26 protein-coding genes and 1 pseudogene are annotated in these 24,375 nt (G+C 34.5%); all 27 read right to left on the minus strand.

What is annotated here, in order from left to right; all coding sequences use genetic code 11:
- Nucleotides 1–142 precede the first annotated feature (142 nt).
- On the minus strand, nucleotides 143–376 hold the full coding sequence (locus tag APF76_04280; protein ID KUO52262.1) for a hypothetical protein: 234 nt from the start codon (nucleotides 374–376) through the stop codon (nucleotides 143–145).
- Nucleotides 377–1,186, minus strand: coding sequence for a hypothetical protein (locus APF76_04285; protein ID KUO52541.1), 810 nt, complete (start codon nucleotides 1,184–1,186; stop codon nucleotides 377–379).
- Between the two features lie 110 nt (nucleotides 1,187–1,296).
- Entirely contained in the window at nucleotides 1,297–2,958 is a 1,662-nt protein-coding gene (locus APF76_04290) for a ribonuclease J (protein KUO52263.1), read from the minus strand.
- A gap of 246 nt (nucleotides 2,959–3,204) precedes the next feature.
- On the minus strand, nucleotides 3,205–4,089 hold the full coding sequence (locus APF76_04295) for a 4-hydroxy-tetrahydrodipicolinate synthase (protein KUO52542.1): 885 nt from the start codon (nucleotides 4,087–4,089) through the stop codon (nucleotides 3,205–3,207).
- Between the two features lie 27 nt (nucleotides 4,090–4,116).
- On the minus strand, nucleotides 4,117–5,328 hold the full coding sequence (locus APF76_04300) for an aspartate kinase (protein ID KUO52264.1): 1,212 nt from the start codon (nucleotides 5,326–5,328) through the stop codon (nucleotides 4,117–4,119).
- Between the two features lie 60 nt (nucleotides 5,329–5,388).
- Nucleotides 5,389–6,345 (minus strand): aspartate-semialdehyde dehydrogenase, encoded by a 957-nt coding sequence (locus tag APF76_04305; protein KUO52543.1) that lies wholly within the window; start codon nucleotides 6,343–6,345, stop codon nucleotides 5,389–5,391.
- 72 nt (nucleotides 6,346–6,417) lie between these two features.
- Nucleotides 6,418–7,005, minus strand: coding sequence for a dipicolinate synthase subunit B (spoVFB, locus tag APF76_04310; GenBank protein ID KUO52265.1), 588 nt, complete (start codon nucleotides 7,003–7,005; stop codon nucleotides 6,418–6,420).
- Nucleotides 6,995–7,927: a hypothetical protein gene (locus APF76_04315; protein KUO52266.1), complete on the minus strand. Its 933-nt coding sequence runs from the start codon at nucleotides 7,925–7,927 to the stop codon at nucleotides 6,995–6,997. Before APF76_04315 ends, spoVFB begins: the two co-directional genes overlap by 11 nt.
- 72 nt (nucleotides 7,928–7,999) lie before the next feature.
- Nucleotides 8,000–8,773, minus strand: a complete 774-nt coding sequence (locus tag APF76_04320) for a hypothetical protein (protein ID KUO52267.1) — start codon at nucleotides 8,771–8,773, stop codon at nucleotides 8,000–8,002.
- 201 nt (nucleotides 8,774–8,974) lie between these two features.
- Nucleotides 8,975–9,241 carry a YlmC/YmxH family sporulation protein gene (locus APF76_04325; GenBank protein ID KUO52268.1) on the minus strand — a complete coding sequence of 89 codons (267 nt, stop codon included), beginning with the start codon at nucleotides 9,239–9,241 and terminating at the stop codon, nucleotides 8,975–8,977.
- Nucleotides 9,242–9,245: 4 nt separating this feature from the next.
- Nucleotides 9,246–9,578, minus strand: a complete 333-nt coding sequence (locus APF76_04330) for a hypothetical protein (GenBank protein ID KUO52269.1) — start codon at nucleotides 9,576–9,578, stop codon at nucleotides 9,246–9,248.
- Between the two features lie 143 nt (nucleotides 9,579–9,721).
- The gene (locus APF76_04335; protein KUO52544.1) at nucleotides 9,722–10,177 is read right to left on the minus strand and encodes a deoxyuridine 5'-triphosphate nucleotidohydrolase; all 456 of its coding nucleotides are present in this window, start codon (nucleotides 10,175–10,177) and stop codon (nucleotides 9,722–9,724) included.
- Nucleotides 10,178–10,311: 134 nt separating this feature from the next.
- Complete coding sequence (locus tag APF76_04340) at nucleotides 10,312–11,544, minus strand: hypothetical protein (GenBank protein KUO52270.1); 1,233 nt, start codon at nucleotides 11,542–11,544, stop codon at nucleotides 10,312–10,314.
- Nucleotides 11,545–11,640: 96 nt separating this feature from the next.
- The gene (locus APF76_04345; protein KUO52271.1) at nucleotides 11,641–12,747 is read right to left on the minus strand and encodes a hypothetical protein; all 1,107 of its coding nucleotides are present in this window, start codon (nucleotides 12,745–12,747) and stop codon (nucleotides 11,641–11,643) included.
- 31 nt (nucleotides 12,748–12,778) lie between these two features.
- Entirely contained in the window at nucleotides 12,779–13,498 is a 720-nt protein-coding gene (locus APF76_04350; protein KUO52272.1) for a hypothetical protein, read from the minus strand.
- A gap of 123 nt (nucleotides 13,499–13,621) precedes the next feature.
- A complete protein-coding gene (locus APF76_04355) occupies nucleotides 13,622–15,859 on the minus strand; it encodes a polyribonucleotide nucleotidyltransferase (GenBank protein KUO52273.1) in 2,238 nt (745 codons plus the stop codon).
- A gap of 195 nt (nucleotides 15,860–16,054) precedes the next feature.
- Nucleotides 16,055–16,324: a 30S ribosomal protein S15 gene (locus APF76_04360; GenBank protein KUO52274.1), complete on the minus strand. Its 270-nt coding sequence runs from the start codon at nucleotides 16,322–16,324 to the stop codon at nucleotides 16,055–16,057.
- A 126-nt stretch (nucleotides 16,325–16,450) separates the two neighbouring features.
- Complete coding sequence (locus APF76_04365; GenBank protein KUO52275.1) at nucleotides 16,451–16,672, minus strand: hypothetical protein; 222 nt, start codon at nucleotides 16,670–16,672, stop codon at nucleotides 16,451–16,453.
- A 115-nt stretch (nucleotides 16,673–16,787) separates the two neighbouring features.
- Nucleotides 16,788–17,723: a hypothetical protein gene (locus APF76_04370; protein ID KUO52276.1), complete on the minus strand. Its 936-nt coding sequence runs from the start codon at nucleotides 17,721–17,723 to the stop codon at nucleotides 16,788–16,790.
- Nucleotides 17,724–17,731: 8 nt separating this feature from the next.
- The gene (locus APF76_04375; protein ID KUO52277.1) at nucleotides 17,732–18,616 is read right to left on the minus strand and encodes a hypothetical protein; all 885 of its coding nucleotides are present in this window, start codon (nucleotides 18,614–18,616) and stop codon (nucleotides 17,732–17,734) included.
- Nucleotides 18,617–18,625: 9 nt separating this feature from the next.
- The gene (locus tag APF76_04380) at nucleotides 18,626–19,594 is read right to left on the minus strand and encodes a hypothetical protein (GenBank protein ID KUO52278.1); all 969 of its coding nucleotides are present in this window, start codon (nucleotides 19,592–19,594) and stop codon (nucleotides 18,626–18,628) included.
- Nucleotides 19,595–19,596: 2 nt separating this feature from the next.
- On the minus strand, nucleotides 19,597–19,959 hold the full coding sequence (locus tag APF76_04385) for a ribosome-binding factor A (GenBank protein ID KUO52279.1): 363 nt from the start codon (nucleotides 19,957–19,959) through the stop codon (nucleotides 19,597–19,599).
- Nucleotides 19,960–19,977: 18 nt separating this feature from the next.
- Complete coding sequence (locus tag APF76_04390; GenBank protein ID KUO52280.1) at nucleotides 19,978–22,074, minus strand: translation initiation factor IF-2; 2,097 nt, start codon at nucleotides 22,072–22,074, stop codon at nucleotides 19,978–19,980.
- Between the two features lie 35 nt (nucleotides 22,075–22,109).
- On the minus strand, nucleotides 22,110–22,421 hold the full coding sequence (locus APF76_04395; GenBank protein KUO52281.1) for a hypothetical protein: 312 nt from the start codon (nucleotides 22,419–22,421) through the stop codon (nucleotides 22,110–22,112).
- Entirely contained in the window at nucleotides 22,414–22,680 is a 267-nt protein-coding gene (locus APF76_04400; GenBank protein KUO52282.1) for a nucleic acid-binding protein, read from the minus strand. Before APF76_04400 ends, APF76_04395 begins: the two co-directional genes overlap by 8 nt.
- An 87-nt stretch (nucleotides 22,681–22,767) precedes the next feature.
- Nucleotides 22,768–23,790: pseudogene (locus APF76_04405) on the minus strand.
- A 15-nt stretch (nucleotides 23,791–23,805) separates the two neighbouring features.
- Nucleotides 23,806–24,264, minus strand: a complete 459-nt coding sequence (locus APF76_04410; GenBank protein KUO52283.1) for a hypothetical protein — start codon at nucleotides 24,262–24,264, stop codon at nucleotides 23,806–23,808.
- Nucleotides 24,265–24,375 lie beyond the last annotated feature (111 nt).

Consider the following 24,375-nt stretch of genomic DNA (forward strand, 5'->3'; position numbering starts at 1 on the left):
TAAATCAGGGCAAAATCAAAGGTAAATATCTACAACTTTAATACTAACACAATTGATGGTTATACGCTCTGATTGTATAAAAAAAGGGAACTTGGATAGTTCCCTTTAAATCTGTTGAAATATCTCTTGTGTGAAATGCTAATTAGTGTTTAAGAAACCCATTAACTATTTCATTTTTTAAAACTGTACCTGGCTGTAATTCAGAAATTAAAAAATCCTGTGGACATGAACTTATAATGCGAACTATTCTATATTGACCTTCCTCTAACATTTCCACCTGTAGTCTTTTTCCTTGATAATCTATCTCTCTAAGCTCTTTTATTTTATCTTGATCCTTTAGCACCTCTTCCACTAATAAAGGTGTATATAATACCATTTAATGCCCCCCTTGGGGATTCATCATCCTTCGATTTTGTATCAACTCATCTAATTTCCTTACCGCTTGTCCTATCCCTCCAACTTCATTAATTAAACCTTCATTTACAGCATCTTTACCAACTAAAATTGTTCCTATATCTCTTGCAAGTTCCCCAGTTCTAAACATTAACTCTCTAAACCGTTTAGCTCCAATTGTTGAATGTTCACACACAAAACTAACTACTCTTTCCTGCATTTTATCCAGATATTCATATGTTTGTGGTACTCCAATCACAAGACCTGTTAACCTTATGGGGTGAATGGTCATAGTTGCTGACCCTGCAATAAAGCTATGGTCGCTTGCTACCGCAATGGGTACCCCAATACTATGTCCTCCTCCTAATACTAAAGATACTGTTGGCTTTGACATGCTGATTAGCATTTCAGCTATTGCCAACCCTGCTTCTACATCTCCTCCTACAGTATTTAAAACTATTAAGACTCCTTCAATATTTGGATTTTGCTCCAAGGCAACCAATTGAGGAATTATATGTTCATACTTTGTAGTCTTATTTTGTGGAGGCATTACCATATGTCCTTCAATCTGTCCTACTATGGTAATACAATGGACATTAGTTGGTGCATCGGGTATATTAATTTCTCCAAATTCTTTAATATTATTACTTCTATTACCTTTTACCTTTTTCTTTTCTTTTCTTGGATTTGTGTTAGGTAAATTTGGGTTTACATTAGGATTAAAGTTTGGATTAGGATTAGTATTTGGATTAGTATTTGGATTAGTATTTGGATTAGTATTTGGATTAGTCATAAAGCTATCCATAAAATTCTCGTTCATATTTTACCCCCTACCATTTTTTAAGTTTATTTATAGTATACTTTTATAAAAAGAAAAAAATACATGGCCTGAGCCATGTATTTTTATACTTCCATCAATATTGGTAATATCATTGGTCTTCTACGTGTTTTTTCATACAAGAATTTACTTAGAACATCTTTAACACTTGATTTTATTGATGACCACTCGGTGATGTTCTTCTGCCCACATTTTTCTAAGCATTGTTTTACTCTTTCTTTAGCCTCATCCATCAACTCTTCTGATTCTCGTACATAAACAAACCCTCTTGAAACAATATCTGGGCCAACAATAACTTTTCCGGTTTTTTTATCTAGGGTTACCACCATTATTAAAATGCCATCCTGTGACAACTGCTTTCTGTCACGTAAAACAATGTTTCCTACGTCCCCTACACCTAAACCATCAACTAAAATTCTCCCGGCTTGAATTCTACCTTTCACACAACTTGTTTTTTTATCAAAGTTTATTATCTGTCCATTCTCAAGTACGAAGATGTTTTCTTCTGGAATTCCAACAGTTTTTGCAATTTCAGCATGCTTTATTAGCATACTATACTCACCGTGAATGGGTATAAAGTACTTTGGTTTTACAAGGTTAATCATTAATTTTAAGTCTTCTTGACTAGCGTGTCCAGAAACATGTATGCCTGAAATAGCTTCATGTATTACATCAGCACCAGCTTTATATAATTGGTCAATTACACGTGCGACAGTCTTTTCATTTCCAGGAATAGGAGTTGCTGATATTATTACTGTATCTCCTGGCATAATTTCCAAACGTCTATGATCATGCATTGCAATTCTAGTTAAAGCTGACATTGGCTCTCCCTGACTTCCCGTAGTAATAATAACTACCTCATCTAAAGGAAGGTTTGCTACTTCATCAATATCAATTAGTGTATTATCAGGAATGTCAAGATAACCAAGTTCATGTGCAACAGTTACCACATTCACCATACTTCTACCAACTACTGCTACTTTTCGCCCATAGTTTGATGCAGTTGAAATTACTTGTTGAAGGCGATGAACATGGGAAGCGAAGGATGCGACTAAAATTCTTCCCTTGGAATTTCTAAATATATCATCAAAGGTTTGACCAACAGCTTTCTCAGACATTGTATATCCTGGTCTTTGAGCGTTAGTACTATCGGAAAGCATTACAAGTACTCCCTTTTCTCCGATTTGTGATAACCTTGCAAAGTCCATAACATCTCCATCAACTGGTGTATGGTCAACCTTAAAATCTCCAGTATGCAAAATAGTACCCACAGAGGTATGTATTGCTAAACCTACTGCATCTGCTATACTATGACTTACTCTAAAAAACTCAATGTTAAATGTTCCAATTTGGATAGTATCCCGTGGTTTTATAACCTGTAATTTGGCATTGCTTAGACCATTTTCCTTAAGTTTTGTTTTAACTAAACCTAATGTTAATTTTGTACCGTATACTGGCACATCTAATTCTTTAAGTACATATGGTAATGCACCTATATGATCTTCGTGCCCGTGTGTAAGAACAATACCTTTAACCTTGTCCTTATTCTCTATTAAATAGGTAAAATCAGGTATTACAACATCTACACCTAACATCTCATCCTCTGGGAAGGTTAATCCTGCATCAATAACTACTATCTGACCATTATATTGTATAACCCACATATTCTTTCCAACCTCACCCAATCCGCCTAGTGGAATTATATTTAGTTTTTTTTCATCTATCATTCTTTCACCTCCTATATTGTATAAATCCCGCTCATTACAATGACATTGAAAAAGCACTACTTCAAATAGAGTAGTGCATAGCATCAGCCGCACAACAACTCCTTTTAAGATTATACTCAAATATATCTATTTAAGCAAGTTTTAGTGGATACTACTATTATTATTTCCGGCTACAATTATTTATAAACACATATAATTACAGATGAGGTAGATATACCGCTTTCCACTATATCTACCTCAATATATTTAGATCTTAACTTTCCTAAATTTCTTTAACCTATCATAAACTATTTGTTTTTTCTGGTCATCAAGCTCTAGTAATGGTAACCTAAGTGAGCCAGCATTAAACCCTGCCATATTGACAGCGGCCTTGACAGGTATTGGGTTTGTTGTTATAAACATAGCCTTAAATACTGGCATTAATCTATAGTGTAATTCAGAGGCTTCCTTAACTCTGCCTTCCTTAAATAAAGCTATCATTTCTTGAATTTCTTTTCCCACCACTTGAGCAGCTACACTTATTACACCATGACATCCAAGAGATAACATTGGTAAAGTTAAAGAATCATCTCCACTATATATTGTAAAATTTTCTGGAACAAGCATTTTTAAACTGCTTATTTGATCCATATCTCCGCAAGCTTCTTTAATACCTATTATATTATCAATTTGAGCTAATTTTACTACTGTTGAAGGTTCCAAATTAGTTACAGTTCGAGATGGAACATTATACAATACAATAGGTAACGTTACAGCTTCAGCAATGGCTTTAAAATGGGCATATAAAGCTTCCTGAGGTGGCTTGTTGTAATATGGAACAACAAGAAGTATACCGTCCACTCCCAGTTTTTCAGCTTCCTTAGAAAGTTCAATAGAAGCTCTGGTATTATTGCCACCTGTCCCAGCCATAATTGGAGCTTTACCTTTTAAAGCGACTGTTACTTTTTCAAAAAGTTGTAATTTTTCTTTAGTTGTCAATGTAGGGGATTCTCCTGTGGTTCCGGCCAGCAAAACTGTATCTGTTCCTTCAGATATAAGTCTTTCAGCTAATTTTATTGCTTGATCATAATCTACTTCTAGCTCATTATTAAATGGTGTAACCATTGCAGTAATTACTTTTCCAAAATTCATTGACACCTTCTCACCACCTTGAAATTATTAGATAAACTTTTTGTGCAAAGCATTAACAGCTTTCTCTAAGTCTTCCTCATCAATCAAACACCAGATAGATGTATAAGAATCTGCTGATTGGTAGATTTTTATATTTTGTTCAGTTAAAGCTTCTACAACTTTAGCAACCACCCCTGGTATCCCAGTCATCCCAGCCCCGACTGTAGCAACTTTTGCACAACCTTCTGTTTTTTCTACTTGGATATTCAAATTCTCTAAAACCTTAACAGCCTTTTTGGCTACATCCGTTTTTACGGTAAATAATAAAATTTCAGGTAAAATATTAATAAAATCTACACTTATACCTGCTAATGCCAAAGCATTAAATACTCTCTTTGATAAAAAACTATCATCGCCTGGTACAGGTATCTTTATTTGAGTAATATTTGTAGAATGAGTAATGCCCGTAATCATTCTATCTGTAACCCGAATAGAACTTCTTTCGATGGAACCACCATTAGCACAAATTAGAGTTCCTGGATTATTATCAAATGTACATTTTATCTTCAGTGGAATATTTTTTTGCATTGCTATCTCAACGGCTCGGGGGTGGATAACCTTCGCACCTTCATAAGCAAGCTGACAAATTTCTGAATAGGTAACTTCTTCTAAGGTCTTAGTATCATGAACTAATCTAGGATCAGCTGTTTTTACCCCATCTACATCTGTATATATTTCTACTGATTCAGCGTTAAGTGCCACAGCAAGGGCAGCTGCAGTAGTATCACTACCTCCTCTTCCTAAGGTAGTAATTTCTCCTTCTTCAGATAAACCTTGAAAACCTGCGACGATAACAATGCTATTTTCCTCTAATTTTTTTAGGATTTTTTTGGGCTCAATTTTTAATATTGAGGCATTTCCATGATCAGAATCAGTAATCACACCAGCTTGCGCTCCCGATAAAAAGCAGCAAGAGTAACCCATGTTTTTTAAAGTACTTGACAAAAGCACTCCAGATATTATCTCACCACAAGACATTACTATATCAAGCTCTCTTAAGTCTACTTCAGCACTCATTTCTTTAACTATTTCAATTAGCGTATCAGTAGCGTATGGATCCCCTTTACGTCCGATGGCTGAAACTACAACTACCATACTAAACCCAGTTTTTTTTGCTTGAATAATTTTTTGAGCTACCATTGCTCTTTTGTCTGCTGTTGCTACAGATGTCCCACCAAATTTTTGTACTAATATTTTCACAATATACACCTCTCTTGACGCAAGTTTTTAGTTTTGAGAAAACTACGCCATCTGGTCAGGTTAAACAAGGCTTTTCTTTACTAACAACTCAGCAATTTGAACTGCATTTGTAGCAGCTCCCTTTCTTAGTTGGTCTGCTACAACCCAAAAGCTAAGTCCATTGTCAAAAGCCAAATCATTACGTATGCGCCCTATAAATACTTCATTTTTAAAAGAACAATCTATGGGCATTGGATAAATATTCTGGGATATATCATCCAGAACAATCACCCCAGGTGCGTTACTAAAACAGTCTCTGGCCATTTCTGTAGTGATTGGTTGTTTTGTTTCAATGGTTATGGCTTCACTATGGCTACGCAATATTGGAACTCTCACAGTAGTTGCAGATATTCTAATTTCGTCGTCATGAAACATTTTTTTTGTTTCATCTACCATCTTCATTTCTTCTCTTGTATAATCGTTTTCCATAAAACGGTCTATATGGGGAATTAAGTTGAAAGCTATTTGATGCTGAAAATTCTCTGCTTTGACTGGGTTGCCTCCTAATACCTGTTTTGTTTGAATAAGTAATTCATCCATTGCTTCTTGACCAGCACCTGATACAGCCTGATAAGTAGATACTATTACTCTTTTAATTCCTACTTTATCATAAATGGGCTTTAAAGCAACAACCATTTGTATTGTAGAGCAGTTCGGGTTTGCTATTAACCCTTTATGCCATTCCACATCCTCAGGATTAACCTCTGGAACAACTAATGGCACATCTGTTTCTAACCTGAAGGCACTCCCGTTATCAATTACGACTGCACCCATGGAAACAGCAGATTTGGCATACTCTAAACTAGCTGCTCCTCCTGCAAAAAGGGCAAGATCTATTCCCTTAAATGATGATGTTTTAGTTTCTTCAATAATTATTTTTTCACCTTTAAAATCTATAGTTTTCCCAGCCGAGCGCTTTGTAGCCAAAAGCTTTAACGAATTAATGGGGAAATCCCTTTCCTCTAGAACTTCTAGCATGGTATTTCCAACAGCTCCTGTACCTACTAATGCTACATTATAACCCAATTATACTCCTCCTTATAATCATTCTTATTTGTGCTGCATTAAAATTGGCTGAATTTGCCTACCTTCTAAGGCTTCAAGAACAGTATCCTTAATGAAAGGAAAGTGAGCTACTATGGATCTCGCTTTACTTTTAGGGTTATCCTGCCCAAATGGAACAAGATAAATATTTCTTGAATTTAAAAGGATACCTAGATTTCTTGCATTCATACTCAAACCATCATTTGTAGATATTGCAATGACAACTGGCCGTTCATTCCTGAGTTGTGCTTTTGTCGCCATTAAAACAGCAGTATCTGTAATACCGTTAGCTAATTTTGCTAGTGTGTTTCCTGTACACGGCGCAATTATCAATATGTCTAATATCTTTTGTGGGCCTATTGGTTCTGCATCGGCAATGGTAGTAATTATCTTGTTTGAGGTGATTTGCTCCATTGTCTTTCGCCAAAATTCGGCCTTGCCAAACTTAGTGTCATTTTGAAAAGCTGTAGGGGACATAATAGGCATTACCTTTGCCCCTTCATCGATAAGAGTTTTAATATATGGCATTGTTTGTTCAAGAGTACAAAAGGAACCTGTTACAGCAAAGCCAATATTTAGTCCTTTAACAGACATTTGTAACACCCCCTCTACCTTTGGAAATGTAATCTATTATGACTCGAGGATAAACTGTCCCCAAAATATTTCCAGCGGTAATGGGTGCAACTCTGCCAGGTAAGCCAGGTGCTAAATATGATCTTATGCCTAGTTCGTCTGCCGCATTGTAATCAAGCCCACCTGGTGCAGAAGCTAAGTCAATTATTACACAATTCTTATTTAAAAGCTTTAATCTTTCCTTTGGCAAAATAAGTGCCGGAACAGTATTAAAAATAATATCCATTTCCTGTAGTTTTTTTTCTATATCATTTAGATCCAGTACATGGCAATTCATTTCCAAGGCCCTTGCTAATTGTTCAATATTTCTAGCTGCAACAAAAGTATTAGCACCTAGGCCTTTAAGCATCCTTGCTAAAGTAATTCCAACTCTTCCAAAACCAATCACCATACTATTACTATTATGTATAGTGATTTTAGTTAATTCCATTGCCTTTGCCAAAGCACCTTCTGCAGAAGGTATCGAGTTTAGTATAGAAAGATCATTTAATTCAGCAGTTTCAATTAAATTTAAGTTATGTTGTTCTTTCAAATCCAAAAGATAGGGCGAAACTATACCTACTAATATTAATGTGTGGGATTTAAAAGACTTTACCACTTCCTGGGTTAATTGAAAACTATTTTTTGTAGTGGTTTTCACGAAACCTTGGTTATCTACCCCTGGTATTGGTAAAATGAATATGTCGGTTTTCTTTGCAGGCTCTATTAGATTTTGAAAAAACTGTACTCTCTTTAACTCTTTAAAGTTTAACGCTACTTCATTTCTATCAAAACCTACCAATAATAAATTTGCATTAATCTCAATTAATCTTTTGGCAAGATAGATATCTCTTTTGTCACCATACACCATGGTGATGGTTAAGCCGTCTAAGTCTTTCCGCAATTTTCTCCCCCCTTATATATCACTAATTGTCAATAATAATATATGATAGTGGGAGTAATTCGGTGAATAGAATTATAGATCCAAGACATTTTCCAAGCCATATATTAATCCCTTACATGCAACTACTTTTTTAATAGCCAAAGCAACTCCGGGCATAAAACTTGTCCTATCAAAAGAGTCGTGTTTAATTGTGAGGGTTTGTCCTTGGGCTCCAAATATAACTTGTTGATGGGCAATCAATCCTGACAACCTAATGCTGTGTACAGGCACATTATTTACTATTTTGCCCCTAGCGGCTGATTTATCATATATTAATGGAATGCTTTTTAGATTTTTAGTTATACCCTCTGCTGTTTTTAATGCGGTACCAGAAGGGGAATCAGCCTTCTTAGGGTTGTGCATTTCGATTATCTCAACTTCAGAAAAATGCTTTGCAATCTGCTTTGATATTTCCATCATTAATACAGCACCTAATGCAAAATTTGGAGCTACTAAAACTCCCACACCTGTTTCTTCAGCTGCCACATGTATTCTATCTAAATCATTTTCCCCCAATCCTGTGGTTCCTACAACTACAGCAACCCTTTCCTTTAGTGAAATTAATGTATTATCCAACACAATCCCAGGATGAGTAAAATCTACTACCACATCTGGTTTGCTTAAACGAATGGTTTCTTGTAGATTTTGTCCAATAAAAATTTCATTTGGTAGATTATATGTACAATTATCGGAGGTATCTACAATTGACACCAGTTCTAAATCATCAGAATTTAATACCATGTGAACAACTTCTTTTCCCATTTTTCCATATGCACCTATAACTAATACTGCTATTTTTTTATCCAATTTGGATCTCTCCTTTTATTACTTCAATACTTATTTTAAGCAGATTATAATATATTATCAAAAAGGACGATTTAAGGGTAAACTTAAATCGTCCTAATAATAAATTTTAAAGGTTAAGTTGTTACAAGTCAATTGATATAGCTGTTAAAATCTGTCCAAAGCTAACATTTTTCTTATTAGCAATAATTCTATTATGAATTATCATGAATTAAGCTTCATTTTATGATAAGTTCTGTCTAGCTCAACAATTATTACCTGGTCACCAATCTTCTTAATAGCTTCCCATGGAATTGTAAGGGTACTTCTTTCTCCAAAAACCCTTAAAAAACCATTGGGGTTTGGCAATAAAATACTATCAACGAAACCGCTATCTCTATCTATCATTAAATCAGAATCTCCTATAGTACCAAGTCTTGCCCCATCATAAATATTTATTATTTCTTTACCTAATAAGTCACTTAGTTTCATTATTTTACCACCTCTTTGTAATTTTTTTAAATATCTTTAAAATAAATGGTTGTGCCAAAGTTAGTATAAGTGCTATTCCAGCAATAGTATCAATCTCAACGGAAACTAATTTCATTTTTGAGGGCAATTCTAACCCTAAAAAAGTAGTTAACATAAGTAAAGAGAGATACACACCTCCTGCGATTGCCACTAATTCGGCTAAAGCTTGGGAAACTGGACTAGATTTTATTTCTTCAGGAATACCAGATGCTGATGAGGTTCTTACCTTATGCTTTACTTTTTCACGGACTGCAAAGCCAATTAAAACTACTATCAGTAACAATACAAATATTTTCATATATAGCCCCCCACAAATATACTTTCATTATCGTTTTATGATTGGATAAGCATATATATGACTAAAAATTAAACGAGTACATTGTATGCACTCGTTATAGAATCAATTCAGATAATTAATATGATATACGACTGGTAACAAAACTAAAAGCCTGTATGACCAAATCCTCCTTTGCCCCTATCAGATTTGGACAATTCATCTCCTATTTCAAAAGTAGCCTTTGCAACAGGAGAAAATACCATTTGAGCTATCCTGTCACCTCTATCTATAGAAAAGGTCTCTTGTCCATGGTTTATTATGATAACCTTAATTTCACCTCTGTAATCACTATCGATTGTACCTGGACTATTTAGTAGTGTAATTCCCCATTTTAATGCTAGTCCACTTCTAGGCCTTATTTGGGCCTCATAACCATTTGGTATCTCAACAGATAATCCAGTAGGCACCAATGCGGTCTTGCCAGGTTCAATTGATAAGCTTTCAGTAACACAAGCATACAGATCCAAACCTGCTGATCCAGTAGTCATGTATTCTGGAGGTGGCATGTCCTCATAGGTTAGTTTAATAGATACTTTAATCTTCATAAACAGTTCTCCCATTATCATAGTATGAAACTTCTATCAGTAGGTTTTCAACTGATAGTTAGCTAAACTAATCAGGAATTTAGCATCCGTTAAGACCAACTTACGCTGTGAAGTGGGGTATTACGGATGGTTGATGCGTGACAAATTAATCACTTTATATCGTTAGGTCCAACAGTTACAAGTGAATACTTGTCAAAATTATTTAAGATCTCAGTTAGCTTGTATACATCATCCATTGAAACTTTTATTAGCTTATTTGTAACCTCTTCCGCAGTAATTATTCTACCATATGTAATCATGTTTCTCCCTAACCTGCTCATTCTGTGACTTACACTTTCCATATTAAGCAAGATGTTACCCTTTAGCTGATTTTTGGACCGCTCTAATTCAGTTAAACTTATCTCCTTACTACTTAAGCATTTAATCTGACTATATATCTCATCTAGTATTTTTGCAGCGTTTTTAGGACCTGTTCCTGAATAGATCACAAAAAGCCCCGCATCACTAAAAACAGTCAAGTATGAATAAATGGAGTAAGCTAACCCCATATCTTCCCTGATGGATTGAAATAATCTTGAAGAAATACCACCTCCTAATAGATTATTAAAAACCATTAAAGAATATAAATCATCACTATTTTGATGTAATCCTTTTGTTCCTAAACATAAGTGCATTTGTTCAGTATCTTTAAATTTTGTGTGCTTAACTGGTATGAAATCTGGTTCAGATTGTAATTTTTTTGTCTCTTTTCTAAGGGTAACTTTTGATAATAATAGATTTAATCTTTCCTCCAACTTCTCATGAGCTAGGTTGCCCGCTGCACTTATAACAATATTTTCTGCTAAAAAGAAACTGTGATAGTGATTAATAATGTCCTCCCTATTATAATTGCAAACGGATTCCTTTGTTCCTAGAATTGCTCTCCCAAGTGGATGCCCATCCCATACTTTTTGTGTAAAAATATCATGAATTATTTCATCTGGTGTATCCTCATACATCATAATCTCTTCACAGACCACATTTTTTTCTTTTTTGATATCATCATCCTTAAAACATGAATTTAAAATCATATCTGACAATAATTCTGTTGCTAAATCAATGTCATCTTTGAGTACTCTCGCATAGATACATGTATATTCTCTACTTGTAAAAGCATTTAAAGAACCACCAACTGTCTCCAATTCTTCAGCAATTTGTTTTGCTGACCTTTGTACTGTACCTTTAAAAAATAGGTGCTCCATAAAATGAGTGATGCCTTGAAGCCTATTTGTTTCATGCCTCGATCCTATCTTTATCCAAAACCCAATAGAAACCGAATTGGCATAGGACATCTCCTCAGTAATTAATCTGATTCCATTTTCTAAATTTGATTGTTTTATCAACACAATCCTCCCTTTCTAGACATTTATTTCTTTTCAATAAAAAACCCTGAATACCTTTTTTATACTTAAAATTAAAAACTAGGTGCACCTAGTTTTTTAAAAATAACCTTTTAGTTTTTCGATAAAGTTGATTTTCTGAATTGAGTTTTGTGCCGTGATTGGCACAGATCTTACTTTAATATCATCAATATATACTTCCAGCACACCAACCTCAGTTCCTGCAGCTACTGGAGGGTAAATATTATTTTTAAGATTTTTTTTAACTGTTAATGTACTGCCTTTTTGATAAACCTCATTAATATTCTCTGAAAGTCTTAAGTTTAGTAGCTCATTCAATCCATATTTAATGGCAATTTGACCCATAAATGTGTTCTTTGGCAAACTATAACTAACCCAGTTTCCAAATCCATATTCAAATAGGTTGATAACATCTACATATCTAGCCTTACTACCGAGAACTACAGCTATCAATCCTAAATTATCTTTTTCTGCTGATGCTATCAGACATTGCCCTGCTGCCCTGGTTGTACCTGTTTTAATTCCGGTTGCATATGGATAATTCCATAATAGCTTATTAGTATTCTTTAGATATCTCCTTTCCCCTGATACAAATTGTAATTGATCTTCTTTAACCTTAACAAATTCCGAAAATAAACTATTTTGCATAGAATATCTACCTATTAACGCAAGGTCATATGCAGAAGAAAAGTGCTTTTCATTTGGTAAACCATTTGTGTTATGAAAAGATGTGTTTTTTGCTCCAAGGATAGCAGCTTTTTTATTCATAATCATTAAAAACACACTCTCACTACCACCAATATGTTCTCCAATTGCATGCGCTGCATCGTTACCAGATTTAATTAACGCACCCCTAACTAAATCCTCAACATATACTTGCTGATTCTCTTCTAGGTAAATGCTGGCTTCAGATACTCTAGCGGAATTTTTAGAAATAGTGACAATCTCATCCATGCTAGCAAGTTCCAAACCTAATATTGCTGTCACTACTTTAGTTGTACTTGCAGGATATAAAGGTTGATGCGAGGCTTTTTCATATAAAATTTTTCCTGTCTTAGCTTCTATGAGTATTGCAGCCTTTGCAGTAACATGAGGTTCCGCTGCTAAAGAAGGTATTGGTAAGCACACAACAAGGATTATTAGTAAAGATAATCGAAAATATAATTTTAAATGCTGTAATCTCATTTTTCCAATCCCTTCTTTTTACTGCTATGTTTTATAGTGTATTTGAGACAGTATTTAGCTCATATCCTTTATTTTTTAAAGCTTCAATCATAATCGGAAGTGATCTGGTAGTATTCTCTGTAGGATGCATTAAAACTATTGCACCATTTTCGGCATTTTTGATAACTTTATCTGCTATAACTTCGGCAGTTCTATCCTTTTGCCAATCTATCGTATCTATGGTCCAAAAAACAGTCGTATATCCTAGCTCACCAGCTGCATCTATTACATGTTGTTTTTTTTCTCCATATGGTGTCGCAAAAAGAGTTGTATCCTTACCAGTTATATCTTTGATTATTTTTTGTGTTTTAAGTATTTCTTGTTTGTTTTCTTCTTTACTTAGTTGATCTACATGAGGATGGGAGTATCCGTGATTACCAATTTCGTGTCCTTTTTCAGCAATGAGCTTAATCTTTTCAGGGAATCTACTTGCCCACTTTCCAGTAGGAAAAAATGTTACTTTTACATTTTCTCTTGCAAAAATACCTAAAATTTCTTCAATATACTCCTCGCCCCAATCAATATTAATTGTGAGTGCGATAGCTTTTTTGCTAGTATCTCCTTGATATATTGGTTTATATACTGTTTCTGATAATACAAGCATTTCCTTTTGTTGGTAGAATCCGTATAAACCTATAGTAGCTATTAATAAGCATAAAAAAAGAACTGCTCCTTTGCCAAGTTGCTTTCTACTAACATATCCAATATACATCTGTTAACCCTCCCAATTATATAAAGTAGAAGTTTCACCTATAAAAATATATTCTGTTTGCAATCAGATATTCTAGAATGTAATAAAAAAACCATAAACCCCATTTAGGCTTATGGTTAATTATTAACTTCTATCTCGTGAAAAGGATTTTTTCCTCGGTCTTTCGTTCTTTTCAGAATTATCGTTGTTGCTCTCATAACCAGGTAGAGCTTCCTTACGGGACAGTTTCAACCTACCCTGTTGGTCAAAACTAATTGCCTTAACCATTACTTGCTCTCCTTCTTTAACTATATCCTCAACTTTTTCTACTCGTTTTACATCTAATTGTGAAATATGCACTAAACCTTCTTTTCCTGGAAGTCCTAATACTCCTTCTATTACCTCTACAAATGCCCCGAAATCAGTAACTCTTGTTACTTTACCCATATATATTTTTCCAATTTCAACATCTTGAGTTAACGCAGTAATCAACTTTTGAGCATTTTCACCTGCTTTTCCATCTATAGCTGCAACAAAGACTGTACCATCGTCCTCAATATCTATCTTAGCACCAGTTTGCTCCACAATCTTTTTGATAATTTTTCCGCCAGGTCCAATTATGTCACGAATTTTGTCAGGGTCAACTTGCATACGTACTATTCTTGGTGAATAGGGCGATAATTCAGCTCTTGGTTCAGATAATACCTCCAACATCTTTCCAAGTATATGTAGGCGTCCTTCTTTTGCCTGGTCTAGTGCTCCTTTTAAAATTGCAACATCAATACCAGCTACTTTAATATCCATCTGCAGAGCAGTAATACCTTCTTTGGTGCCAGCAACTTTAAAATCCATATCGCCTAAGGCATCTTCAACACCTTGAATGTCTGAAAGAACCTCGACTTTATCATCTTCTTTAACTAGCCCCATAGCTATCCCAGCTACAGGAGCTTTAATTGGTACACCTGCATCCATTAGACTTAAGGTGCTTCCACAAACACTACCCATAGAGGTAGATCCATTAGATCCAATTACTTCAGACACCACTCTAATTGTATATGGAAAGCTGTCTTCAGTTGGGATTACAGCTTCTAACGCTTTCTCGGCTAGTGCACCATGGCCAATCTCCCTCCTACCAGGACCCCGCATAAACCTCGCTTCTCCAACACTATATGGTGGGAAATTATAGTGATGCATATATCTTTTAGATTCTTCAACACCTAGACCATCAAGAACCTGTTCATCTCTTACTGCTCCCAAAGTCGCAACTGTTAATACCTGTGTTTCTCCTCTATTAAATAGGCCAGTTCCATGTGTTCTAGCTAATAGTCCTACTTCACAGCTTATGGGTCTTATTTCATTTATTTTTCTACCATCTATTCTTATTCCTGTTTCTAGCATTGCTGTTCTCAGTACTTTTTTCTCAATTTTACCCATTAATTGCTTAATACTTTTTAGAAGGTTTGGATTTTCTAATAGTTCCTCTGCAAAAATATCCTGCAGTTTTTCAATAATTTGCTTCTTTACTTCTTTTGTTTGTTTTTCCCGAATAGCTTTCTCCCATGGAATTGATGAGGCATTTTCAAATAATTCCTTTATTTTAGGAAGAGCAATTTCTTCAACCTTAGACTTAACTTCATCACTAGGCTGCTCAATTTCGACCTTCTGCTTTTCTGTAACTAGGCCCATTTCCTGTGCTTCATTCTTGAATTTCTCTATAAAGCCAATAATATCCTTGATACATAAATGAGCTTTTTCCATAGCTTCTAAAATTATTTCTTCTCCTACTTCCTTACTTTTTGATTCAACCATCATAATTCCGTCCTTAGTTCCGGCCACCACTAAATGTAATACGCTGTTCTCAGTTTCATTTAATGATGGGTTAACTACAACTTGTCCATTGACATAGCCAACTGAAACAGCCGCAATCGGTCCTAAAAAAGGTATTTTTGAAATTGTCAATGCTACTGATGCTCCAATGATTGCAGTAATATCAGGTGGGCAATCCTGATCTACACTTAGAACAGTAGTAACAATTTGAACATCATTTCGATAACCTTCTGGGAAGAGGGGTCTGATTGGTCTATCAATCAACCTACTGCTTAAGATTGCTTTTTCACTAGGTCTTCCCTCTCTTTTTATAAATCCTCCTGGTATTTTGCCAACTGCATATAATCTTTCTTCATAGTCAACAGTTAATGGGAAAAAATCAATACCTTCCCTAGGTTCATCTGAAGCTGTTGCTGCTGCGAGTACAGTAGTATCGTTAAATTTAACCAAAACTGAACCACTAGCTTGTTTCGCCAACTTTCCTGTTTGTAGCGTTAGTGTCTTACCACCGCCTAAATCTAACGCTTTTTCTAAAAATAGATTTTCTGTTGCCATTCTTTTTCTACCTCCTTATTGGCTAAATATTCTTTAGCTTATTATTAGTATTATTTCCTGCTATGTATTTTACAAACATCTTTCCATTAAATTTTTATCTAAGAAAAAAGAGCGTAATCCGCTCTTTTTTATACCATCATAACGTATATATGTTTTTAATGGTTAGATAGTATAAGTTAACGCAAGAAAAGTTTTTTATCGACGTAATCCTAATTGTCCTAAAATTTGAGAATATCTGTTAAAATCTTTCTCTTTAATATAGTTCAATAGACCACGACGCTTACCAACCATTATTAAAAGACCTCTTCTGGAATGATGATCCTTCTTATGAACCTTTAAATGCTCAGTTAAATGTTTGATTTTAGCAGTTAGTATAGCTATTTGTACCTCCGGAGAACCTGTATCAGTTTCATGGACCTTAAACTTCTCAATAATCTCCTGCTTTTTTGCATCAATAATTGACATATCTTTCACCTCCTTTTATATCCTCCTTAGCCAAGAAAATCGTCGGTGAATTCGATAATCCTAGCAAAGGATTCCAGCCATCTAACATTATAATCTAATTGAATTAAATAATCAACTAATTGATATTTATTTTCCAATTATAGTAATAACTATCCTTCCTGTGATAGTATCTTTAACAACAATATCAAAAAACCTCCCTGATTTAGACCTAAAACCTCTAAATCGTGTGGCAGTTTGAATTTTTCCAGGAATTTTCTTTGCAGCTAAAAGTATATCCTCAACTTCTACTTTGGTTTGTCTATAGTCAGTTAGACGTTTTTTTGCATGCTCGGTAATCACTATTCTCATCTGACTCGCCCCAAAAATAATAATATATGTGTATACTTATATTATATTCTTAGGGCTTGTTAAGGGTACCTAAATTGAAGCAAGTTCTTAATTCGGGAGAGGATGGATCACTTACTCATGTCAATACCTTATCTAAAATGGTTTTTGCTATATTAACATCAAAACTAATTTGTTGTTTTAGTTCATTAACATTAGTAAACCTTTTTTCATCTCTTAATTTTTGTACAAAGCTAATCTGCAGGTTTTCTCCGTATAAGTTCTTTGTAAAATTCAATATATGTATTTCAACCGACAATGATTTTGCAGAAAATGTAGGCTTGAAGCCAATATTTGTTACAGACTTATATTTTTCCCCATCTAGAGTTGTATATGTTGCGTAAACTCCTGTCTTGGGTAATATGATATCATTATTAATAAATAGATTTGCTGTAGGAAACCCTAACTGTCTACCCATCTTATCTCCACTTACTACCCTGCCTTCTAATTTTGGCCAATATCCCAATAAACTTTTGGCAAGATTTATATCTCCAACTTCCAAACATTGTCTTATTCTGCTACTACTTATTGGTAATTGATTTAAATAAACAGGAGGCTCAACCTGGGTTTGAAAATTATACTTTTTACCTAACTCACTTAAAACAGCTGGATTACCTTTGCCACCTCTCCCGAAACTAAAATTAAAACCAACAAAAACTTTTTTAGGTTTTAAGTATCGTACTAAATAGTCTTTTATAAATTCTTCTGGGGTCTTTAAAGAAAATTCTTTAGAAAATGGATGGTATATCAATATGTCAATGCCACATTCCTCTAAAAGTTGTTCTTTAATATTTGGAGATGTAATATATCCGCTAAATGAATCTGGAGAAAGCAACTGTTCAGGATGGGGTGAAAAAGTATATATTATAGATTTCCCTTTTTTATTCATTGATTGTTCTACACTCTTTTGGATTAGTTCACGATGACCTAGATGTACCCCATCAAAATTTCCTAAAATTACATAACTATTTTGTATTTGTTTGATTTCCTCAGAAATTTCTTTATATATACGCATTTTTAACCTCATTTAAAAACTTTGTTTATTTTGATTTTGCTGTTTTCGTATTTACCCAAAGCAATTAGTTTACTTTGTGAAGTAAATAAGGCAATTATTCTGTCAGTAGAATTTAATTCAGTTTTAATTGCCACTCCATTAAGAACTTTGGATACGTCATCTTCATGTAAAGTATACTTAATAAAACCCTTATTATCAATTACACTATCTAATGGACATAAGAAATCATATTGGTTTTGACTAGTTTTCTCTATTATTTCTTCTATCGAGAATGATGATGAAATATCAAACGAACCTACTTTTGTTCTAATTAAAAAGGACATATAACCTACTGTATTTAATTTAACAGCAATATCCTCGCATAATGTTCTGATATATGTACCCTTTGAGCACTGCACATCAAATATTGCCCTAGTAATACCGTTATCCATGCATATATTTATAAGTTTTATACTTTTTATTTCAACCATCCTTGGCTTTCTATCCACAGTCTTACCTTCACGTGCCAATTCATATAGTTTCTTACCATGAACTTTTATGGCAGATGTCATAGGAGGTGTTTGCCAATGCTGACCTATAAAACTTGCTAATACTTCTTTCAAGTTTTCTTGAAATATATCGGTGTCTTTTCTGTCAATTATATCTCCGAAAATATCCCCTGTAGAGGTTTTAACCCCAAAGGTAATCTCTGCCCGATAATGTTTACTTGTATCTAAAAGGTATTCAAGAAGCCTCGTTCCCTTATTTATACCCAAAACTAAAACCCCGGCAGCTCCGGGGTCTAAGGTTCCAGAATGACCTATTTTCTTTTGACCCAGAATTTTCCTAACCTTTACAACAACCTGATTAGAACTTATACCAGGAGGTTTTAATATGTTAATAAATCCATCCATAGCTATCACCTACTGTGGTAGTTTCTTTTCCAAGTAATCTATTACATTTTTAATTGCTATAGCTAACTCGGTATTGATGGTACATCCCGCAGCCTTTTTATGTCCTCCCCCACCAAAGGCAGAGGCAATTGACTGAACATCAATATTATTTTTTGCTCTAAAACTAACTTTAATTTCGTTCATATTTATTTCTTTAAATATCATAGCTACCTCTATTCCTTGGACGGACTTTGGGTAACTAACAAAACTTTCCAATTCCCCATGGTTACCCTTCCATCTTTCCATAATCTCTCTAGTGACAGTAATATATGCTACTTTTCTATTGCAGGCAAATTTCATTGTTGATAGAACATCGACAAGTAAATTTATACTATTGTATGTTTTATTCTCCCACAAGTTTATGCGTATAGCAGATAAATTTACTCCCACTTTGATTAAATGACTAGAAATGGCGAAAGTTTTAGCCGTAGTATTGTCAAACCGGAAACTACCTGTATCTGTAACCATAGAAATATATAAAGCATTAGCAATGTCTTCATCAATTTCTACACCTAACAGATCCAGTAAATCGTAGATGATTTCTCCAGTAGATGAAGCTTTTACATCAATATAGTTGACATCAGCAAAGTTGGTATTTCCAGTATGATGATCAATATTAATACTAAGGAGACACTTTTCCCTATATGAATCTATTAGTGCTCCTGCTCTGGTTTCATCAGCACAATCCAAAAAAATTACAGTACTATCACTATGAACCTCTATATCTTTTGGCTTTCTAAAATCTTTTGCTCCTGCTAAAAATTGATAATCTCTAGGCACATCACTATCTATAATAGTTTTTACTACTTTACCTAATTTTAATAACCCTTTAGATAACGCAATTGAAGAACCAATACTGTCACCATCTGGATACTCATGGGAAACTATCACTAACTCGGAAGAATTAATAATCGCCTGTTTGACTTCACTTAGATACATGTTTACTCTTCCTTTTCTTTCTCATCAGATTTTATTTCAGATAAAATCCGTGATATCTTTACTCCATGCTCTATTGAATTATCAATTCTAAATAATATCTCTGGTGCATACCTTAACTGAATACGCTGGGCTATTTCCTTTCGAATAAAACCCTTAGCCTTTTCCAGTCCTTCTAATGATTTTTTTTGCTCTTCATCATTACCTAGAGAACTAAAAAATATTTTTGCATGCCTTAAGTCATTAGACAGCTCGACATTAGTTATTGTAATAAATCCAATTCGGGGATCTTTTACCTGGTGTTCAATAATTGCCGCCATCTCTTTTTTCATTTGTTCAGCTACTCTATTCGGTCTCATTGATACCATCTTTTTACCCCCAAAATATTATAATTCTCTTTTTATTTCTTCGAATTTATATGCTTCGATAATATCCTGTTCTTTGATATCATTAAAATTCTCTACACCAATTCCACATTCATATCCATGTGCTACTTCTTTTACATCGTCTTTAAACCTTTTTAATGAATCTATTTTTCCTTCATGAATAACAGCACCATTTCTAATTATACGAACAAATGCAGAATTAATAAATTTACCATCAGTAATATATGAACCAGCTATAACTCCTGCTTTTGGCACCTTAAACGTGGCCCTAACCTCTGCTCTGCCTAACACAACCTCTTTAATATCCGGATCCAAAAGTCCTGACATTGCTTTTTTAATATCATCCAATGCTTCATAAATTACTCTATAAGCTCTTATATCTACCTGTTTATTTTCAGCAGCTTTTCTGGCATTTACATCTGGACGAACATTAAATCCTATAATAATGGCACCAGATGCTGATGCTAACATTACATCGGTTTCGGTAATTGCTCCTACCCCGCCATGAATTATCACTAACTTTACTTCTTCCGTACTAAGTTGAAGCAAGGATTGCTGCATGGCTTCAACAGATCCATGAACATCAGCCTTGACAATAACATTAAGTTCTTTGACTTCCCCAGTCTCCATTTGTTTAAATATATCATCTAAATTCACAGAACGAGACTTTTTAAGTTCTCCTTCTCGTTTCTGATCTTTTCTTTTATCGACTAAGTTTCTAATGATTTTATCATCTACTACACGTACAACTTCTCCCGAATCTGGTACATCCGATAACCCCAATATCTCTACTGGAGTAGAAGGACCTGCCTTTTTTATACGTACACCTAGATCATTTATCATTGCCCTAACTTTTCCATAGGAGGTACCTGCTATCAAGCTATCCCCAATAGTAATTGTTCCCTTTTGTATCAAGATGGTAGCTACTGGTCCTCTGCCCTTATCTAATTTTGCCTCAATTACTATGCCTACAGCTTCTCTGTTGGGGTTGGCCTTTAACTCTTCCATTTCAGCAGCTAGAAGCACCATCTCCAGTAAATTATCTATTCCCTGCTTCTTAATGGCGGATACTGGAACCATAATAGTCTCTCCGCCCCACTCTTCCGCAACTAAACCATACTCTGTTAGTTCCTGTTTTACTTTTTCAATATTGGCATTAGGTCTATCTATTTTGTTAATCGCCACAATGATTGGAACTTTGGCAGCTTTTGCATGGTTAATTGCTTCAATGGTTTGAGGCATTACACCGTCATCTGCAGCTACAACTAGAATAGCTATATCAGTTGCTTGTGCTCCCCTGGCTCTCATTGCAGTAAAAGCTTCGTGCCCAGGTGTATCCAAAAAAGTTATTTGCCTTTCTCCCACTTTAACCTGGTACGCACCAATATGCTGTGTAATTCCTCCAGCTTCTGTAGATACTACATTTTCATTCCTTATACAGTCAAGTAAGGATGTCTTTCCATGGTCAACGTGCCCCATAACGGTAACAACTGGTGGTCTCTCAACTTGTGTACCTTTATCATCTTCTTCATCGACTAGTTCTAACAAATCTTTGTTCTCATCTAGAATTGACTCAACGCCATAATCTGATGCCATTATGGAAGCAGTATCAAAATCAATTTCTTGGTTAATGGTAGTCATAAAGCCTGAACTAATCAACTTCTTAATGAGTTCAGTACCAGAAATTCCTAACTTATCAGCTAACTCTTGAACAACAATTTTGTCTTTTATCTTAATTTCTTTGGGCCTATTTTCTAAAGTTGTTATAGTACTATCTCCTTTTATTCTGCTTTTTTTATGCTTCTTATTTCTCTGTGGCTTACTTTTTGCTTGAGATACTACCTTTTTCTTAATCTGCTTGTTATCGGTTACAGCTTTTTTTTCAGTTACATTACTGGGTTCACTCTTCTGTTGAACTTTTGGCTCTTCCTTAGTTTGGCTAATATTAAAGTATTTAAGTATCTTTTCTATATCTTTTCTTTCTACCATGCTCATGTGAGATTTGACTTTAATCTCAATCTTATCTAATGCCCACATTATTTCTTTACTTGATAAATTATATTCTTTAGCAACTTCATAAACTCTCATTTTTGTCATATAACCTTCACCCCCAAAATTTTGCTTTTAAACTATCATACCTCACCTCCTATCAGTTCCTCGATTTTTTGTGATAGATTCCTGTCAATTAATGCTAAAACTGTTCTAGGAGATTTTCCAATAGATAATCCCAGTTTTTCTTTATCTCCAAATAGAAGGTATTCTACTTTATTATTTATAGCTTTATTAACGAATCTCTTTTTTACCGCCTCAGAAGCGTCGGTGGCAATAACCAATAACATGTATCTATTAAAGTTACCCTTGCTTAACAGGGTGTTCTCTCCGGAAACAATCTTTCCTGCTCTTTGTGCAATTCCTAAATAATTATATACATCATTCTCATTCATCAAAACCATACTTCCTTAAACTCTCCGTGATTTCTGGCGTTATTGAACAATTTAATGCTCTATCTAAACCTTTTGTTTTGATTGCCTTTTCTAAGCACTCAATTTTACCACACAGATATGCTCCCCGACCTGCCTTTTTACCAGTAGGATCAACAATAACCTCTTCTTGTGGTGTTCTTACGACCCTTATTAGATTTCTTTTTTCCATTCTTTCACGACAACCTATACACATGCGTTGGGGTATTTGCTTTTTTTTCATAAATAGCTCTCCCCTTTGCTATAAAGTGCCATTCGTTAAATCATCATCTAAGTATTCAGCAACTATTTCCTCATCTTTTGGGGCTGCACTTTGACTTTTAATATCAATTTTCCAATTTGTTAGCTTTGCAGCTAATCGAGCATTCTGCCCTTCTTTGCCAATAGCTAGCGAAAGTTGATAATCTGGTACAGTAACTTTTGCTACCTTATCAGTTTCATTTATCTTTACTTCAATAACCTTTGCAGGGCTCAAGGCGTTAGCAACATATTTAATTTGATCGTTACTATATCTGACTATATCTACTTTTTCTCCATTAAGTTCATTTACAATGGTCTGGACTCGCATGCCCTTAGGGCCAACACAAGCACCAACAGGATCAACATTTTCATCATTAGAGTGTACTGATATTTTTGACCTTGAACCAGCCTCTCGAGCAATAGACTTGATTTCTACTATACCATCATGAATTTCTGGAACTTCAAGTTCAAAGAGTCTTTTTAATAATCCCGGATGTGTTCTTGACAGTAAGATTTGTGGACCTTTGGGAGTATTCTTTACTTCTAGTACGTAGGCTTTTATTCTTTCATTTTGTAAGTAGTTTTCACTAGGAATTTGCTCAGATGAAGCAAGGATTGCCTCTGTTTTTCCTAAATCGATAAATATATTGCCTGATTCAATTCTCTGGATTTGACCAGTAACGATATCATTTTCTCTGTTTAAATATTCTTCATAAATAATACCACGTTCTGCTTCTCTAATCCTTTGAACAACAACCTGCTTAGCAGTTTGGGCTGCAATTCTACCAAAATTTCTTGGTGTAACCTCAAATTCTAAAATATCACCTATTTCATACTTCAAGTTGATCTCTTGTGCATCCTTCAAAGAAATTTCCGCATTTTCATCCATTACTTCTTCAACTACTTCTTTCCTAGAAAAAACGATAAATTCACCAGTTGCTCTATCAATATGTACACGTGCATTTTGTGATGAACCAAAGTTCTTTTTGTATGCCGATAATAAAGCTTGTTCAATGGCTTCAAATAGTATGTCGGAAGAAACGCCTTTTTCTTTTTCTATATCATGAATAGCTTCAATAAAATCAATATTCATTTTCAACCCTCCCTCTTAAAAATCTACAGTCAAATTTGCGGAGGCTATTTTATCTAATGAAATGTCAACATCTTTTCCATCAGCAATGATAGTTACAATGCCTTCCTTAAATTCTTTCAATTGTCCTTTGAAAGCTTTTTGCCCATTTATTGCTTCAAATGTTTTCACCATAATTTCACTATCCACAAATCTCAAAAAATCTTCTGCCCTTTTAAGTGGTCTATCAATTCCTGGTGAACTAACTTCTAATATATACCTTGTTTTAATTGGTTCAATATCATCGAGGAGTTGTCCTGCTTCTCTACTAATTAATTCACAATCATCTAATGTAATTCCTTCTGGTTTATCAATAAATACACGCAAATACCATTCTTTTCCTTCTTTAGCATAAACAACATCCACTAAATCATAATTATGTTTTTCGATGATGGGCTTAATTAAATCTTCTACTTTACTTGAGACATTCTGTGCCATAACCTACCCCCTTAAACTCTACCTTATTATTTTAACATATTATGTATAAACATATACTTAGAGGATTTATAAATAAAATGAGAGTGGGCCTGAACCCACTCTTTTGCTAAG

The sequence above is a fragment of the Desulfitibacter sp. BRH_c19 genome (genome assembly GCA_001515945.1).
Taxonomy (GTDB): Bacteria; Bacillota; DSM-16504; order Desulfitibacterales; family Desulfitibacteraceae; genus Desulfitibacter.

Excerpts from the sequence above, each read along its gene's own strand:
- APF76_04280 (KUO52262.1), bottom strand. The coding sequence starts at position 376 with ATGGTATTATATACACCTTTATTAGTGGAAGAGGTGCTAAAGGATCAA.
- APF76_04285 (KUO52541.1), bottom strand. The coding sequence starts at position 1,186 with ATGACTAATCCAAATACTAATCCAAATACTAATCCAAATACTAATCCA.
- APF76_04290 (KUO52263.1), bottom strand. The coding sequence starts at position 2,958 with ATGATAGATGAAAAAAAACTAAATATAATTCCACTAGGCGGATTGGGT.
- APF76_04295 (KUO52542.1), bottom strand. The coding sequence starts at position 4,089 with ATGAATTTTGGAAAAGTAATTACTGCAATGGTTACACCATTTAATAAT.
- APF76_04305 (KUO52543.1), bottom strand. The coding sequence starts at position 6,345 with ATGCTAGAAGTTCTAGAGGAAAGGGATTTCCCCATTAATTCGTTAAAG.
- spoVFB (KUO52265.1), bottom strand. The coding sequence starts at position 7,005 with ATGTCTGTTAAAGGACTAAATATTGGCTTTGCTGTAACAGGTTCCTTT.
- APF76_04325 (KUO52268.1), bottom strand. The coding sequence starts at position 9,241 with ATGAAACTAAGTGACTTATTAGGTAAAGAAATAATAAATATTTATGAT.
- APF76_04330 (KUO52269.1), bottom strand. The coding sequence starts at position 9,578 with ATGAAAATATTTGTATTGTTACTGATAGTAGTTTTAATTGGCTTTGCA.
- APF76_04335 (KUO52544.1), bottom strand. The coding sequence starts at position 10,177 with ATGGGAGAACTGTTTATGAAGATTAAAGTATCTATTAAACTAACCTAT.
- APF76_04345 (KUO52271.1), bottom strand. The coding sequence starts at position 12,747 with ATGAGATTACAGCATTTAAAATTATATTTTCGATTATCTTTACTAATA.
- APF76_04350 (KUO52272.1), bottom strand. The coding sequence starts at position 13,498 with ATGTATATTGGATATGTTAGTAGAAAGCAACTTGGCAAAGGAGCAGTT.
- APF76_04355 (KUO52273.1), bottom strand. The coding sequence starts at position 15,859 with ATGGCAACAGAAAATCTATTTTTAGAAAAAGCGTTAGATTTAGGCGGT.
- APF76_04360 (KUO52274.1), bottom strand. The coding sequence starts at position 16,324 with ATGTCAATTATTGATGCAAAAAAGCAGGAGATTATTGAGAAGTTTAAG.
- APF76_04365 (KUO52275.1), bottom strand. The coding sequence starts at position 16,672 with ATGAGAATAGTGATTACCGAGCATGCAAAAAAACGTCTAACTGACTAT.
- APF76_04370 (KUO52276.1), bottom strand. The coding sequence starts at position 17,723 with ATGCGTATATATAAAGAAATTTCTGAGGAAATCAAACAAATACAAAAT.
- APF76_04375 (KUO52277.1), bottom strand. The coding sequence starts at position 18,616 with ATGGATGGATTTATTAACATATTAAAACCTCCTGGTATAAGTTCTAAT.
- APF76_04380 (KUO52278.1), bottom strand. The coding sequence starts at position 19,594 with ATGTATCTAAGTGAAGTCAAACAGGCGATTATTAATTCTTCCGAGTTA.
- APF76_04385 (KUO52279.1), bottom strand. The coding sequence starts at position 19,959 with ATGGTATCAATGAGACCGAATAGAGTAGCTGAACAAATGAAAAAAGAG.
- APF76_04390 (KUO52280.1), bottom strand. The coding sequence starts at position 22,074 with ATGACAAAAATGAGAGTTTATGAAGTTGCTAAAGAATATAATTTATCA.
- APF76_04395 (KUO52281.1), bottom strand. The coding sequence starts at position 22,421 with ATGAATGAGAATGATGTATATAATTATTTAGGAATTGCACAAAGAGCA.
- APF76_04400 (KUO52282.1), bottom strand. The coding sequence starts at position 22,680 with ATGAAAAAAAAGCAAATACCCCAACGCATGTGTATAGGTTGTCGTGAA.
- APF76_04410 (KUO52283.1), bottom strand. The coding sequence starts at position 24,264 with ATGGCACAGAATGTCTCAAGTAAAGTAGAAGATTTAATTAAGCCCATC.